The 13,888-nt window shown below is 71.4% G+C and carries 10 protein-coding genes; 3 read left to right on the top strand and 7 right to left on the bottom strand.

Going from position 1 to position 13,888, the window contains the following annotated elements; all coding sequences use genetic code 11:
- Positions 1–7: 7 nt before the first annotated feature.
- Positions 8–820 carry an IclR family transcriptional regulator gene (locus J5Y09_RS09495; RefSeq protein WP_209351516.1) on the bottom strand — a complete coding sequence of 271 codons (813 nt, stop codon included), beginning with the start codon at positions 818–820 and terminating at the stop codon, positions 8–10.
- Positions 821–947: 127 nt separating this feature from the next.
- Between J5Y09_RS09495 and J5Y09_RS09500 the strand changes: the two genes are divergently transcribed.
- Positions 948–1,919: a Bug family tripartite tricarboxylate transporter substrate binding protein gene (locus J5Y09_RS09500; protein WP_209351517.1), complete on the top strand. Its 972-nt coding sequence runs from the start codon at positions 948–950 to the stop codon at positions 1,917–1,919.
- 235 nt (positions 1,920–2,154) lie between these two features.
- Here J5Y09_RS09500 and J5Y09_RS09505 read toward each other — a convergent pair whose 3' ends face one another.
- The 4 genes from J5Y09_RS09505 to J5Y09_RS09520 all read right to left on the bottom strand — a co-directional run bounded on the left by J5Y09_RS09505 (position 2,155) and on the right by J5Y09_RS09520 (position 8,208).
- Positions 2,155–3,855, bottom strand: a complete 1,701-nt coding sequence (locus J5Y09_RS09505; protein WP_209351518.1) for a SulP family inorganic anion transporter — start codon at positions 3,853–3,855, stop codon at positions 2,155–2,157.
- A gap of 262 nt (positions 3,856–4,117) precedes the next feature.
- Complete coding sequence (locus J5Y09_RS09510) at positions 4,118–4,480, bottom strand: DUF1622 domain-containing protein (protein ID WP_209351519.1); 363 nt, start codon at positions 4,478–4,480, stop codon at positions 4,118–4,120.
- 135 nt (positions 4,481–4,615) lie between these two features.
- Positions 4,616–6,829, bottom strand: coding sequence for a DUF3141 domain-containing protein (locus J5Y09_RS09515; RefSeq protein ID WP_209351520.1), 2,214 nt, complete (start codon positions 6,827–6,829; stop codon positions 4,616–4,618).
- Between the two features lie 497 nt (positions 6,830–7,326).
- Positions 7,327–8,208, bottom strand: coding sequence for a diacylglycerol/lipid kinase family protein (locus tag J5Y09_RS09520; RefSeq protein ID WP_245216976.1), 882 nt, complete (start codon positions 8,206–8,208; stop codon positions 7,327–7,329).
- Between the two features lie 215 nt (positions 8,209–8,423).
- Here J5Y09_RS09520 and J5Y09_RS09525 point away from each other — a divergent pair, with 215 nt between their 5' ends.
- Entirely contained in the window at positions 8,424–9,233 is an 810-nt protein-coding gene (locus J5Y09_RS09525; protein ID WP_209351521.1) for a UDP-2,3-diacylglucosamine diphosphatase, read from the top strand.
- A 7-nt stretch (positions 9,234–9,240) separates the two neighbouring features.
- Positions 9,241–10,299 (top strand): glycosyltransferase family 4 protein, encoded by a 1,059-nt coding sequence (locus tag J5Y09_RS09530; RefSeq protein WP_245216977.1) that lies wholly within the window; start codon positions 9,241–9,243, stop codon positions 10,297–10,299.
- A 22-nt stretch (positions 10,300–10,321) separates the two neighbouring features.
- Here J5Y09_RS09530 and trxA read toward each other — a convergent pair whose 3' ends face one another.
- Together trxA and J5Y09_RS09540 are read right to left on the bottom strand one after the other, a co-directional pair.
- Positions 10,322–10,654 carry a thioredoxin TrxA gene (trxA, locus tag J5Y09_RS09535; RefSeq protein WP_209351522.1) on the bottom strand — a complete coding sequence of 111 codons (333 nt, stop codon included), beginning with the start codon at positions 10,652–10,654 and terminating at the stop codon, positions 10,322–10,324.
- A gap of 77 nt (positions 10,655–10,731) precedes the next feature.
- Entirely contained in the window at positions 10,732–13,884 is a 3,153-nt protein-coding gene (locus tag J5Y09_RS09540; protein ID WP_209351523.1) for an efflux RND transporter permease subunit, read from the bottom strand.
- Between the last annotated feature and the right edge of the window lie 4 nt (positions 13,885–13,888).

A 13,888-nucleotide genomic window follows, 5' to 3' on the forward strand; every position in this document is an offset into this window, starting at 1 on the left:
ATCGGTGTCAGGCGGCCGCCATGGAGGGGCTGCCGAGCATTCTCGAGATGCGCGCCGCCGTGGCCTTCACGCGCGGCACGAGTTCCGCCACCCGCGCCGCATCCATGCGGGAGGCGGGCGCCGAGATGGCGAGCGCCGCGGTCGGCCGGCCCGAACGGTCGGTGATCGGCGCGGCGAGGCAGCGCAGCCCCGGCTCGATCTCCTCCTCGTCGCGCGCGATGCCGTCGAGCCGCACGCGATGCAGCGCGGCGCGCAACCCCTCGGCCGTCGTGATGGTGGCGGGCGTGAAGCGCGGCAGGCCATGCGCCGCGATCACGCCGTCCACCTCCGCATCCGGCAGGTGCGCGAGCAGCACCTTGCCGAGCGCGCTCGCATGCGCCGGGCTGCGCTTGCCGACGGCGGAATGCATCCGCACCGCATGCGTGCCCTCGACGATCTGCACGGTGACGACGACGCCCTCGTGCAGGATGCCGACATGGACCGTCTCGCCGGTCGCCTCGGCCAGGTCCTGCAGGGGCGGCAGCGCCTGCCAGCGCAATTGCTCGTGCCGCATCGCGGCGGTGCCCAGCGCGTGCAGCCGCAGCCCCAGGCCGTAGCGGCCGGTCGCGGACTCCTTCGCCAGGTAGCCGAACTGCTCGAGCGTGTGCAGCACGCGGAAGATGGTCGCCTTGTTGTGCCCGAGACGGGCGGCGAGGTCCGACAGCGTCCAGCTCTCGCGCTCGGCGAAGCAGTCCAGCACCTCGAGCCCGCGATGCAGCGAAGCCAGCAGATAGGGGTCCTTGCCCCCCCGCGCGCCCGCCAATTCGCTCTCCTCCGCCATGCCGCGCCCCGATCCGCCAGACGAAACCATCCGGGGAGAAGCATAGCCTTGACGACAGAAAGCGAAAAGGGTTTCGCTAGGCGCAACAACCGGGGCCCGGTCGGGCCTCAACGGGAGGACACCGAGAATGACCCGCCTGCTCGCCGCCGCCGCGGCGTTGCTGCTCGCCTGGGCTGCGCCCACGCGCGCGCAGGAATTCCCCGCGCGGCAGATCACCATGATCGTCGTCTTCGCCCCCGGCGGGGCGACCGACGTGCTCGCCCGCATCGTCGCCGAGCACATGACGCGCACCCTCGGCCGCAGCGTGGTGGTGGAGAACGTCTCCGGCGCCGGCGGCACCATTGGCGGGGCCCGCGGCGCCCAGGCGGCGCCGGACGGCTACACGCTGACGGTCGGCAGCCTCGGCAGCCATTCCGCGGCGCCGTCCATCTACCGCTCCATCGCCTACGACCCGCGCGAGCTGCAGCCGATCGGGCTGATCGCCGGCACGCCGCTGTTCTTCGTGGTGCGCAACGGCCATCCCGCCCAGACCATGGAGCAGTTCATCGCCATGGCGCGGGCGAATCCCGGCACGGTCACGAACGCCCATGCCGGCATCGGATCCACGAACCACCTCGCCTGCGCGCTGTTCCAGCACCTGGCGCGGGTGGACCTGAACAACATTCCCTATCGTGGCGAAGGCCCGGCGCTGAACGACGTGGTGGCGCAGACGGTGGACAGCGCCTGCCTGCTCGCCCCCGCCGCGGTGCCGCAGATCACCTCGGGCACGATGCGCGGCCTGCTGACGGCGGCCGCCACGCGCAACGCGAACGCACCGAACGTGCCTTCCGCGGTCGAGGCGGGCGTGCCGGACTACATCTTCCAGGGCTGGAACGCCGTCTTCGCGCCGCGGGGGACGCCGGCGCCGGTCGTCGCGCGCCTCGATGCCGCGCTGCGCGCCGCGGTCAACGACCCGGCCATCCGCGCGCGGATCGAGCAGCTGGGCTCCATCCCGGCCGCGCCGGAGGCACAGGGTCCGGAGGCGCTCGCGAGGCTCGTGCGCAGCGAGGTGGACCGCTGGGCGACCGTGGTCCGGGCGGCGGGCATCCCGCAGCAGTAGGCGAAGCGTTCGGGGGAGCGTGACCCCCGCCCGGCGCCTCTACGTGACCCGAACTGCAAGGCACGCGTTCGACGCGTGAGGTGGGCGCGGCATCGCGCGGCGCGATGTCCGCCCTGGCGTGATCCGATGAGCGGGATCGCGCGCGCCTTCCGATCGCATGGCGCCGCCGCGGCGGCCATGCTGCGCGCGACCGGCGACGATCAGCGCCGCACTGCCACATCCGTTGCGGCGCGCCTCATCGCGCCGCCGCCGCCTCGTCAAGCGCGCCTTCAAGCGTGGAATCCCGCCCGATGCCGCCGAGCAGGTCCGCGATGCCGTCGCGCCGCAGCAGGTCGCGCACGCCGCCATGTGCCCCGGTGGCAAGCAGGCGAATGCCCTGCGCGGCGAGTGTCGCGTGCAGCTTGTGCAGCATCCCGACCGCCGGCAGGTCCATGTGCGGGGAGGCCGACAGGTCGCACACCACGAGCCGGATGCCGCCCGGCGGCTGCGTGGCCAGCCGCGCGAGCACCGCCTCCATCACGTTATCCGCGTTCACGTAGAGCAGCGATCCGTCTGGACGGAAGGCGAGCACGCCCGGGATCGGCTCGTTCTCCGGGTGGCGCGCCACGTCGCTGTAGCGCGAGGTGCCGGGCACGCGGCCGAGGAAGGCGACATGCGGCCGGCTCGCCCGCACCAGCATCATCAGCACCGAGGCGAGCGCCGCCAGCAGGATTCCCTGCAGGATGCCGAGCAGCAGCACGCCAATCAGCGCGACGGCTGCGGCCGCAAAGTCCACGCGGCTGACGCGCCACAGCCGCGCCAGTGCCCGCACATCGATCAGCCCCGCGACCGCCGTCAGCACCACCGCGGCCAGCGTCGCCTTCGGCAGGTTCGCGAGTAGCCCCGTGAGGAACAGCAGGCAGAAGGCGAGCGTGGCCGAGGCGAAGACGAGCGCCAGCGGCGTCCGCGACCCCGCCTTCTCCGCGACCGCCGATTGCGACAGCCCGCCCGCGACCGGATACCCGTGACCGAGGCCCGCCATCAGGTTCGCCGCCCCGATGCCGAGGAATTCCTGCCGCGGGTTCAGCGCGTAGCCGTGCTTCTCCGCGAAGCTGCGCGCCGCCGACACGCCTTCGATGTAGGCCAGCAGCAGGCAGCCGGCGGCCAGCGGCACGATTCCCTCGACATCCGAGAGCCGGAGCGATGGCAGGCCGATCTCCGGAAGGCCCGCCGGGATGGATCCCGTGATCACCACGCCATGCCCGGCGAGGCCGAACAGGCTCGCCGCCAGGATCGACAGCACGACCACGCCGAGCGCGACCGGCCGCCCCGGCAGCGCCCGGCCGCCCGCGACCAGCAGCGCGAGTCCCGTCAGGCCCACGAACAGCGTCGTCGGATGGAGACCGGGCAATTGCCCGGCCAGCTTCGTCAGTCGCTCGATCACGTTCTGCCCGCCGCCCGCGACGCCGAACAGCGAGGGCAGCTGCGTCACCGCGATGGTGATGCCCGCCCCCGCCTTGAAGCCGATGAGGATGCTGTCGCTGATCAGCTTCACCAGCACGCTCAGCCGCAGCGCCCATGAGATCACGCACAGCAGGGCGATGGTGAAGGCGGCGAGGCTTGCGATCTCGGCGTAGCGCGCGGCGTCCCCGCCCGCCATCACGCCGACATTCGCGGCGACCATGAGCGAGATCGCCGATGTCGGCCCGATGGCGAGATGGCGGGAGGAGCCCAGCAACGCGTAGCCCAGGCCGCCCAGCATGTAGCCATAGACGCCCACCTGCGGCGGCAGCCCGGCGAGCGTCGCATAGGCGAGCGCCACCGGCAGCGCATAGGCCGCGAGGGTGACGCCGGCGACGAGGTCTCCCCGCAGCCAGGCTCCCGAATAGCCTCGCAGCCATCCGAGCGGCGGCAGCAAGGCCGTGGCGGCGGATGCGGCAGGCCGCGACGTGCTCATTCCTGGCCTCCTGTGCGCATGGCCGTTGCGGCGCTGGCGCGGATCCCGATGCGGCCGGTGCGCGGCGCGCGGACCATCGCCGCGGGGCCGCGCTCGGCCTGGTCGGCATGTGCGGTGGCGACATCCGCCATCGCTGCTGCGAAGCCCTTGCGGGCGGCCGGGCCGCCGGCGCCGCGATGCGCGCGCGCCGGCACCATCGCGGCGTGGTGGGCACTTACCCTGGCGCCGGTCAGGGAGGCTCCGTTCGCTCGTGCCCGCGCCGTCAGCCGCGCGGCGGCGGCGCGACCTGTTCCTCCGCGAGTTCCCGCTGCAGGAAGACGTTCAGGAAGGTGCGGATCGCGGCGACCGCGGCGAGCTTTCCGATCTGGTCCCAGTCGGGCGAGATTGCGGTCCCGACGATGTCGGCCGCGAGCTGGAACTCCAGCGCGAGCGACAGGCCGCGCGCGAGGCCCATCCGGACATTGCCCGTCTCCCTGCCGAAGGCATGGCCCGTCAGCCGCGCCAGCGCCAGCAGCATCGCGACCAGGATGATGGCCACGCTGACCGCCTCGATGCCCAGCTTGAGCCATGACGCCGCGGCGCTGACCGCCGCCTCGAGTCCTTCCGGCGGTTCGCCGACACGCATCAATGGTGCTCCTGCAAGATCGCGCCGCCGCGCCGCGCGAAGGCCGCGCGACCGGCAGAGTGGTTTCAGCCTCGCCCGACAGGCGGGTCCCCGGGTCGGCGCCGAGTCCCCGTCGCGACCGCGTATGCCGGCGCGTCACCCTGCGCGGACCGGCCGGATCCGCCGCGCGACGAGGCTCGTCGCGCCGTCCGGCGCGGCCTTCGCCGCGTGGTCGTCGCCGCCGAAGATCCGCTCCACCTCGGCGAGGCGCCGCGCGGCCTCGGGCGGCAGGTCGCCCGCCGCCTCGACCACCGCGCGCAGCGCGGCCAGCGCCTCAGCGCGGAGGCCCGGGTCATCGGGCAGCAGCCCGGGCAAGGTCTCGATCGCCCGCGCCTCGTCGATCATCAGCATGAAGAATTGCTGGCGGATGGTGCGCTTGAACTCGGCGAGCGGCAGCGCGTCCCGCCGCATCGCGGCGCGGATGCGGCGGATGATGGCGAAGGATCGCTCATCCGCATTGGCCGTCGGCAGCCGCACCCAGATCAGGGCGCGCAGCAGCGCCTCGTGCAGCCCGCCCTCGGCCATGGCGGCGCGCAGCCGCTCGCCCGCCAGCGCCACGAAGCGCTCATGGTCCGGGCTCTGGCCGGGCCGCGCGCGCGGCGGCGCCGTCTCCGTGGCGATGCCGGTCAGCGCCTGCACGGCGGGGGAGGCATAGACCTCGCGGAAGACGCGCTCGCTCAGCGCGTCGCGCTGGCGGCCATAGGCCTCGAGCATGCGCGTGACCGCCTCTGAGACCTGGCGCTCGGCGAGCCGGCCAGGATTGTCCTCGGGCACCGGCTTGCGGTTGCCGCGCGCCATCTCCGCCGCCCAGCGCACCCAGGCCATGGCCGGGTTGCGGTCCGAGAACAGGGTGTAGGACAGGCGCGCGGGATGCAGCTGTTCCAACGCCATGGTGACCGGCGGGGCGGCGAGCGCGCGCACCACCGGCTGGGCGAACTGGCGATACAGCGCAAGGTTCGCCTCCGAGACGCGGCGCGCCGCGGCGAAGCGCTTCTCGTCCTCGGGATCCGTGCCGCCATGCTGCGCGAGGTCCTCGAAACGGCGCGTCTGGAAGTTCACCAGCCAATCGCCGCCGGCGAGCTCGGCCCGCGCCTGTTCCTTCGCCGGCCGCAGCACCGCCTCGTAGAGCCCGGGCGGCAGCACGTCGATCATGTCCATGTTCGACGCGAACTCGTTGTGCTCCTTCCGCGCCACACCGCCCGAGACGAAGATGCCGAGATGGCCGATGCTGCCATGCACCGAATAGACGATGGTCTGTCCGTGCGTGCGCAGGTCGTTCTCGTCGCCATACAGGTCCGTGATCCAGGACAGCGCCTGGGCCGGCGGCGTGATGTCGTCGCCTTCCGAGCAGAAGACGATGATCGGCGACTGGATCGCGCGCATGTCCACGCGCGTGCCGTCGGAGAAGGTCAGCTCGCCCGTCGCCAGCCGGTTGCCGACGAAGAGCTGGTCGACGATGAACTGCATCTCGGCGGCGTTCAGGCGGACATGCCCGCCCCACCATTTCTCGAAGCCGAGGTAGCGCTCCGCGGCGCGATCGATATCGGCCCAGACCTCGTACTGCTTGGTCCAGTAGGTGTTGGCGGGATTGCCGCTCTCGAAGTTCGACACCAGCCAGGCGCCGTCGAACTTGCCGCCGCCGAGGTCGCCCGTCATGGCGGTGAGCCAGGATCCGCCGAGCAGCCCGCCGAGGTAGCGCATCGGCGCGCGGCCCTCGGTGCCCGCCCAGGTCGAGACCGGGGATCCCGCGACCATCAGCGGCCCGAAGGCCTCCGGGCGGATCGCGGCGGCCATCAACAGCGCCCAGCCGGCCTGGCAATTGCCGATGGCGACGGGCTTGCCCTCGGCGTCCCGGTGCCGGCGCCCGGCCTCCTCGGCGAAGGCGATGATGGCGCGGACCACGTCCTCGATGGTCTGGCCGGGCTCGGGTTCGGGTCGGAAGCCCACGAAATAGCAGGGATGGCCGGCCGCGATGGCGACGCCGATCTCGCTGTCCGCCTTGAAGCCGCCGATGCCCGGCCCGTGGCCGGCGCGCGGGTCGATGACGATGAAGGGGCGGTTCAGCGGGTCGGTGGGCGGTGCGCCCTCGGGCGGCGTGACGCGCGCCATCCAGTAGTTCACCGGTCGCGGCAGGTCGCGTCCGTCCATCACCAGCTCGAAGCCGAAGGTGAGGACGTTGCGCATCGGATCGTCCTCGCGCTCGAGGAAGGCGTTGCCGCGCTCGCGCAGCACGTCGAGGAAGAGGACGGAGCGCTGCCAGGCGTCGAGCCCGTAGGCAGCCCAGGGAAACGGCGTGAGGTCGGCAGGCATCTTCATACTCCTCGGGCGTGGCACCGGCCGGGCGGCGACGATCGGAGAGCGGACCGATCGCCTGATCATACGGCGCACCATCGAACCCATGGGTGGCAGGGACGCGGACACTCCGGTCGCCGCGGGGGCGGCGGCACAGGATAGGCCAATGTGACACGGCCGCGGCGATCGCCGCCTTGATCTCGATCGGTGCGGACCGTGGGCGGAACAGGATAGATGGTGCGTCCCGCCTGTTCCGCAGCAGGATCGGCTTGCGCAGACCGTCGATCATGGCGGCGATGCGGCTGCGCCGCGCGCGGCGTGGTCGCCAAGGACGGGGGGTGGTGGCGCGGATCGCCCGCATCGCGGCCTAGGCCTCTCGAATGTTCCGCGCGCGAAAGCCCTTCAGTCCGTTCTCCTCGACCGCGGCGAGGAACCCGTCCGAGGCAAGGAGCTCACCGCCGCCGACCTGAGCATCCAACCACAGGTGCCGGCCCGCGATCACCGCGCGCGACACATCAGGGCACCACGATCCGCATCGGCCGCGGGGCGGGGCCGATCTCCAGCGGCAATGCGCCGGCGGCATCGCCATCCGCCTGCGCCGGCACGCCGATCCCGGCAAGCCGCACCGTCCCGGCGCGGATCAGGTCCACCCCGCGCAGCCGCGGCAGCATGCCGAGGGGCAACGCGGCGCCATAGCGCATCGCCGCCAGCACGCCGGCGTCGCGGAACAGCGCGACATGGAAGCCTTCCTCATGCGGGTCGGCGCCGGGGGCGAGCAGGAAGCGCCCGGCATAGAGCCGGCCCTTAGTGACGATCGCGCTCGCCGCTTCCTCCCGCCGCCCGTCCAGCTCCGCGCAGAGCGTGGTGAAGCGGTAGCGCGGCATCTCGCGGATCGTCTGCAGCACATAGGCGCCCTTGCCGATGGCGCGCTTCAGCCCGCCCGGCAGGTGGTGCACCACCGCGGCGTCGAAGCCGGCGCCGAGCATCTGCACGAACAGCACCTCCCGCCCGTCGCCGTAGCGGGCGAGGCCGGGATGCAGCAGCGAGGTGCGGCCCATCGCCAGCACCTCCGCCGCGCGGGCGGGCGCGCGGGGGAGGCCGAGTTCGAGCGCGAGCACGTTCGCCGTGCCGAGCGGCAGCACGCCGAGCGCGCTGTCCGACCCCGAGATTCCCGCCGCCACTTCCGCGATCGTGCCGTCGCCGCCCGCCGCGACGATGATGCGCACGCCCTCGCGCGCGGCATCGCGTGCGAGCACTGTCGCATGGCCCCGATGCGTCGTCTCCGCCACCTCCGGCCGCATGCCAAGGCCGCGCATCAGGTCGAGCGCGGCGAGCAGCCGGCGGCGACGGCGTGCGCCGGCAGCGGGGTTGAAGACGATCATCATGCGTCTGGGCATGGGGCATGGCTTCTGGCAGCGCGGTGGTGACGATTCGGGGACGCTTTCGCGACCTTGGAATGACATGCGTGTCCGCAACGCCCTGGAGAGCATGCTTCATCCAAGATTCACGCGCGGCCGCCGATCCGCGCGCTATCGCCCCGCGCATCTGCAGCACGCCGTCGAATCGCGCGGGACGCGCCCGCGCACCCGCCGGCGCACGGAGACCGAGCCGGATGCACGAGACCGCCCCGCGCCGCCGCTACCGCAGCATCTTCCTCTCCGATGTCCATCTCGGCACCAAGGGATGCCGCAGCGACTTCCTGGTGGACTTCCTCAGCCGGGTGGAATGCGAGCGCCTTTACCTGGTGGGCGACATCATCGATGGCTGGCGGCTGCGCCGGTCCTGGTACTGGGACGCCGACCATGACGAGGCGATCCGCCTGGTGCTGCGCATGGCGCGCCACGGCACCGAGGTGATCTACATCCCCGGCAACCACGACGAGATCTTCCGCGACTGGCTCGGCCTGGAAGTGGCCGGCGTGAAGCTGGTGCGCGAGGCGGAGCACACCGCCGCCGACGGGCGCCGCTTCCTCGTCATCCATGGCGACGAGTTCGACGGCGTGATCCGCTACGCGAAGCTGCTCGCCCATCTCGGCGACTGGGCCTATGACTGGGCGCTGACGCTGAACCGCTGGTTCAACGCGGCACGCCGGCGGCTCGGCTATCCCTACTGGTCGCTCTCCCAATGGCTGAAGCGCCAGGTGAAGGAGGCGGTCAAGGCGATCGACCGCTTCGAGACCGCGCTCGCCACCGAGGCGAAGCGCCGCGGCCTGGACGGCGTGATTTGCGGGCATATCCACCATGCCGAGATGCGCACCGTATCGGGCGTGCTCTACATGAATGACGGGGACTGGGTGGAATCCTGCACCGCGCTGGTCGAGCACGCCGATGGGCGGTTCGAACTGGTGGACTGGGCGCGGGAGAACCGCCTGTCCTTTGCCCGCGCGCCGCGCCGCGCGCCCGCCGCGCTGCCGGCCGCCTGAGGGCCCGATGGACGATGCCGGCGCGGCCCTCGCCGCCGACTGCATCGGTGCGCGGAGCGCGCCCTTGCGCATCCTGATCGTCTCGGACGCCTGGCATCCGCAGGTCAACGGCGTGGTGCGCACGCTGTCCATCGTGGTGGATCAGCTGCGCGCCGGCGGCGACACGGTGGAGGTGATCGGGCCCGACCGGTTCCTGAACGTGCCGATGCCCGGCTATGCCGAGATCCGCATGGCCATCGCGCCGGGACGGAAGCTCGCGAAGCTGGTCGACGCCTTCGCGCCGGAAGCCGTGCACATCGCGACCGAGGGTCCGCTCGGCTGGGCGATGCGCGCGCTGTGCCGCAAGCGCGGATGGCCCTTCACCACCGCCTTCCACACGCGCTTCCCCGAATACCTGCATGCGCGCACGCGCATCCCCGTCGCCTGGTCCTGGGCGGTGATGCGGCGCTTCCACGAGGCCGGCGCCGGCACCTTCGCGGCGACGCAGTCATTGCGGGAGGATCTGACGTCGCGCGGCTTCACCAAGGTGCGGGCCTGGACGCGCGGCGTCGATCTCGCGCGCTTCCGGCCCGAGCCGCGCGACCCGTGGGAGGGGCTGCCGCGGCCGATCTTCCTTTATGCCGGGCGGGTGGCGATCGAGAAGAACATCGCGGCCTTCCTCGCGCTCGACCTGCCGGGCAGCAAGGTGGTGGTCGGCGATGGGCCGGCCCGGGCGGGGTTGATGCAGCGCTTCCCCGGCGCGCACTTCACCGGGTATCGCGACAATGGCGCGCTGGCGCGGTCCTATGCCGGTGCCGACGTGTTCGTCTTCCCGTCGCGGACCGACACCTTCGGGCTGGTGCTACTGGAAGCGCTGGCCGCCGGCACGCCGGTCGCGGCCTTCCCCGTGACCGGGCCGCTCGACGTGGTGACGGACCGGCGCGTCGGCGCGCTGGACGAGGACCTGCGCGCGGCGTGCCTTCGCGCGCTCGACTGCGACCGCGCGGCCTGCCGCGCGCATGCGGAGGGCTGGTCGTGGGAGGCCTGCGCGGCGCAGTTCAGGGCGACGCTGGTGCCGATCGGGTAGGCGGGGAGAAGTTCTCTCCGCCCTATTCCCCGATCGCCCCCGAGATCCAGGCCTTCAGCGCGCCCTTCGGCATCGCGCCGACCTTCGTCTCGACCGGCTTGCCGTCCTTGAACAGGATCATCGTCGGGATCCCGCGCACCGCGTATTCGGTCGGCGTCATCGGGTTGTCGTCGATGTTCACCTTCGCGATCGTCAGCTTGCCGGCGTATTCGGCGGCGATCTCATCGAGGATCGGCGCCACCATCCGGCAAGGGCCGCACCATTCGGCCCAGAAATCCACGAGCACGGGGCCCGGCGAGTCCAGCACGTCCTGCTTGAAGGTGTCGTCCGAAACCGGCTTGGTCAGGTCGCCCATGGGGGGTCTCCATCTGGGGGGACGGGGGCGCATGGCCCCCGCAGTTGTAACAGAGATCGGGTCTCGCGCGCCCCGGGTCAAGCGTACGGGGCGGGGGCGCCCGCCGCCGGGCTGCGGAAGATCATGCCCTTGATGCGTTCACGCAGCGACTGGAACACCACGTAGAGCATCGGGATCATGAAGATGCCGACGGAGGACGCCGCCAGCATCCCCCAGAAGACCGGCGTGCCGACCGCGCGGCGGCTGATCTCCGACGCACCTTCGGCCACCACCAGCGGATAGAGGCCGAGGATGAAGGCGAAGGACGTCATCATCACCGCGCGGAACCGCAGCTTGGCGCCCAGCGCCGCGGCCTCCTGGATCGACTTGCCGTGGTGCTCCCGCTGCTCCTTGGCGAATTCGATGATCAGGATGCCGTTCTTCGCGGCGAGCGCGATCAGCACCACGATGCCGACCTGGGCATAGAGGTCGAGCGCGAGGCCCGACGGCCCGATCGAGATCATGGCGCCGAGCACGCCGACCGACACCGACAGCAGCACCGGGACCGGGATGGTCCAGGATTCGTACAGCCCGACCAGGAACAGGAAGGCGAAGAGCACCGCGAGCGCGAGGATCATCCCGGTCTGCCCCGCCGCCGCCTTCTCCTGGAAGGCGGTGCCGGTCCATTCGAAGGCATAGCCGGGCGGCAGGGTCGCGGCCGCGACGCGTTCCATCGCCGCGAGCCCGTCGCCCGAGGATCGGCCGGGCGCGGGCTCGCCGTTGATCGTCAGGCTGCGGACGTTGTTGTAGCGGATGATCGCCTGCGGCCCGAACTCGATCCGCGCATCGGCCAGCGCGCGCAGCGGGATCATCTCCCCGTCCCGGTTGCGCACATGCACGCGCCAGATGTCGGGGATGCCGGCGCGGTCCGCCTCCTCGGCCTGCAGGCTGACCTTCCAGGTGCGGCCGAACAGGTTGAAGTCGTTGACATAGGCCCCGCCCATCGCGGCCGAGAGCGCCTGGAAGATGTCGTTGAGCGAGACGCCGAGCACCTGCGCCCGGTCGCGGTCGATCTCGAGGAAGACCGAGGGCGTGGCCGCGGCGAAGGTCGAGAAGACACGCGTCAGGTTCGGCTCCTGGTTCGCGGCGAGCACCAGGGCGCGCATCACCGCCGCCATTTCCGGCACCGGCCGCCCTTCCAGGTTCTGCAACTGGAACTCGAAGCCGCCCGCGGTGCCCAGGCCGACGATCGGCGGCAGGTTGAAGGGAATGATCCGCGCAGGAACCTCGTTGGTGCGCGCGACCGTCGCGCGGATCAGCGCGTTGACGTCCGTCCCCGGCGCGGTGCGCTCCGCGAAGGGCTTGAGCGTGACGATGATGATGGCGGTGTTCGACTGGGCGAGGCCGTTCAGCATCGAGTAGCCGCTGATCGCCATGACGTCCTGCACACCGGGCAGGTCGCGGATGGCGGCCTCGACCTGGGCGGTCACACCGCGGGTGCGGTTGAGCGAGGCGCCATCGGGCAGCACCACCTCGGCGAAGAAGGCGCCCTGGTCCTCCTGCGGCAGGAAGCCCGTCGGCGTGCGGGACCCGACGCCGACGATGCCGGCGAGGAAGGCCGCGAGCAGCACGATCGAGACGAGCGCCACGCGCACCAGGCGCGCCACGATCGCCCCGTAGCCGTCCCGCACATAGTCGATGGCACGGGAGACGCGCCCCATGATCCCGCGCTTCGGCCCGTGATGGGCGGACAGCAGCACGGCGCACAGCGCGGGGGACAGCGTCAGCGCGTTGATCGCCGAGAAGAACATGCCCACCGAGACGACGACCGCGAACTGGCGGAACAATTCTCCCGAGATGCCGGGGATGAAGGCGAGCGGCACGAAGACCGACAGCAGCACGAGCGTGATGGCGATGATCGGCGCCGTGATTGTTTCCATCGCCGCCTTGGTCGCGTCCGCGACCGACAGCGAATGGTCCTCCTCCATCTTGGCTTCCACCGCCTCGACCACCACGATCGCGTCGTCCACCACGATGCCGATGGCGAGCACCATCGCGAGCAGCGAGACGGTATTGGCCGAATAGCCCATCGCGTTCATGACCATGAAGGTCGCGATCAGGCTCACCGGCACGGCGATCAGCGGGATCAGCGTCGCGCGCACCGAGCCGAGGAAGAGGAACACCACCAGCACGACGAGGACGAAGGCCTCGATCAGCGTGTGGATCACCACCTCGATCGTCAGCTTGACGAAGCTCGTGGTGTCGTAGGTGACGGCGTATTCCACGCCGGCGGGGAAGCGGGCGGCCAGCCCGCGCATGGTGCGCGCCACCGCCTCCGCCGTGCCGACCGCGTTCGCACCCGGGGCCAGGTAGATCTGGATGCCGATGGCGTCCTGGCCGTTCAGCGTCATCGCCTGGTCCTGGTTCCAGGCGCCGAGCTCGATCCGCGCCACGTCGCGCACGCGCAGCACCGACCCGTCGGAATTGGCGCGCACCAGGATGTTGCCGAACTGCTCCACATCCTCGAGCCGCCCGGTGGTGCGGATGTTCAGCTGGTAGGAGGTGTCGCTGGACGAAGGCTGCGCGCCGATGCGCCCGAGCGGTGCGACCTGGTTCTGCGCGCGGATGGCGTTGACGATGTCGTTCGGCGTCAGGTTGAGCGCGGTCAGCCGGTCGGTCTCGAACCAGATGCGCATGGCGTAGTCGCGCGCGCCGAACATCGCCGCGTCGCCCACGCCCGGCACGCGCCGCAGCACGTCCATGATGTTGATGGTGGCGTAGTTCGACAGGAACAGCGGATCCTGCTGCCCCGTGGTGGAGCGCAGCGTGATGACCTGCAGCAGGGCGGAGGACTTCTTGCGCACCGTCAGGCCCTGGCGCTGCACTTCCTCGGGCAACTGCGCCAGCGCCAGCTGCACGCGGTTGTTCACGTTCGTGGTGTTCTGGTCGGGGTCCGTGCCGACGCGGAAGGAGATGGTGAGGTTGTAGGACCCGTCATTGCCGCTGGTGGAACGCATGTAGATCATGTCGTCCACGCCGTTGACCTGGCTTTCGATCGGCTGCGCGACCGTCGCCTCGACTACCTCGGAGGACGCGCCGGGGAAGTTGGCGGTCACCGAGACCTGCGGCGGGACGATGTCCGGGAACTGCGCCACCGGGATGACGCGCAGCGCCACGATGCCGGCGATGGTCATGACGATGGCGATCACGACCGCGAGCCGCGGCCGGTCGACGAAGACCTTGCTGATCATCGGT

It is taken from the genome of Roseomonas nitratireducens, assembly GCF_017813355.1.
Classification (GTDB): Bacteria; Pseudomonadota; Alphaproteobacteria; order Acetobacterales; family Acetobacteraceae; genus Neoroseomonas; species Neoroseomonas nitratireducens.

What these genes read in the sequence shown, in the direction of transcription:
- J5Y09_RS09530 (WP_245216977.1), top strand. Translation starts at nt 9,241, where the DNA reads ATGGACGATGCCGGCGCGGCCCTCGCCGCCGACTGCATCGGTGCGCGG.
- J5Y09_RS09515 (WP_209351520.1), bottom strand. Translation starts at nt 6,829, where the DNA reads ATGCCTGCCGACCTCACGCCGTTTCCCTGGGCTGCCTACGGGCTCGAC.
- trxA (WP_209351522.1), bottom strand. Translation starts at nt 10,654, where the DNA reads ATGGGCGACCTGACCAAGCCGGTTTCGGACGACACCTTCAAGCAGGAC.
- J5Y09_RS09540 (WP_209351523.1), bottom strand. Translation starts at nt 13,884, where the DNA reads ATGATCAGCAAGGTCTTCGTCGACCGGCCGCGGCTCGCGGTCGTGATC.
- J5Y09_RS09500 (WP_209351517.1), top strand. Translation starts at nt 948, where the DNA reads ATGACCCGCCTGCTCGCCGCCGCCGCGGCGTTGCTGCTCGCCTGGGCT.
- J5Y09_RS09525 (WP_209351521.1), top strand. Translation starts at nt 8,424, where the DNA reads ATGCACGAGACCGCCCCGCGCCGCCGCTACCGCAGCATCTTCCTCTCC.
- J5Y09_RS09505 (WP_209351518.1), bottom strand. Translation starts at nt 3,855, where the DNA reads ATGAGCACGTCGCGGCCTGCCGCATCCGCCGCCACGGCCTTGCTGCCG.
- J5Y09_RS09520 (WP_245216976.1), bottom strand. Translation starts at nt 8,208, where the DNA reads ATGCCCAGACGCATGATGATCGTCTTCAACCCCGCTGCCGGCGCACGC.
- J5Y09_RS09495 (WP_209351516.1), bottom strand. Translation starts at nt 820, where the DNA reads ATGGCGGAGGAGAGCGAATTGGCGGGCGCGCGGGGGGGCAAGGACCCC.
- J5Y09_RS09510 (WP_209351519.1), bottom strand. Translation starts at nt 4,480, where the DNA reads ATGCGTGTCGGCGAACCGCCGGAAGGACTCGAGGCGGCGGTCAGCGCC.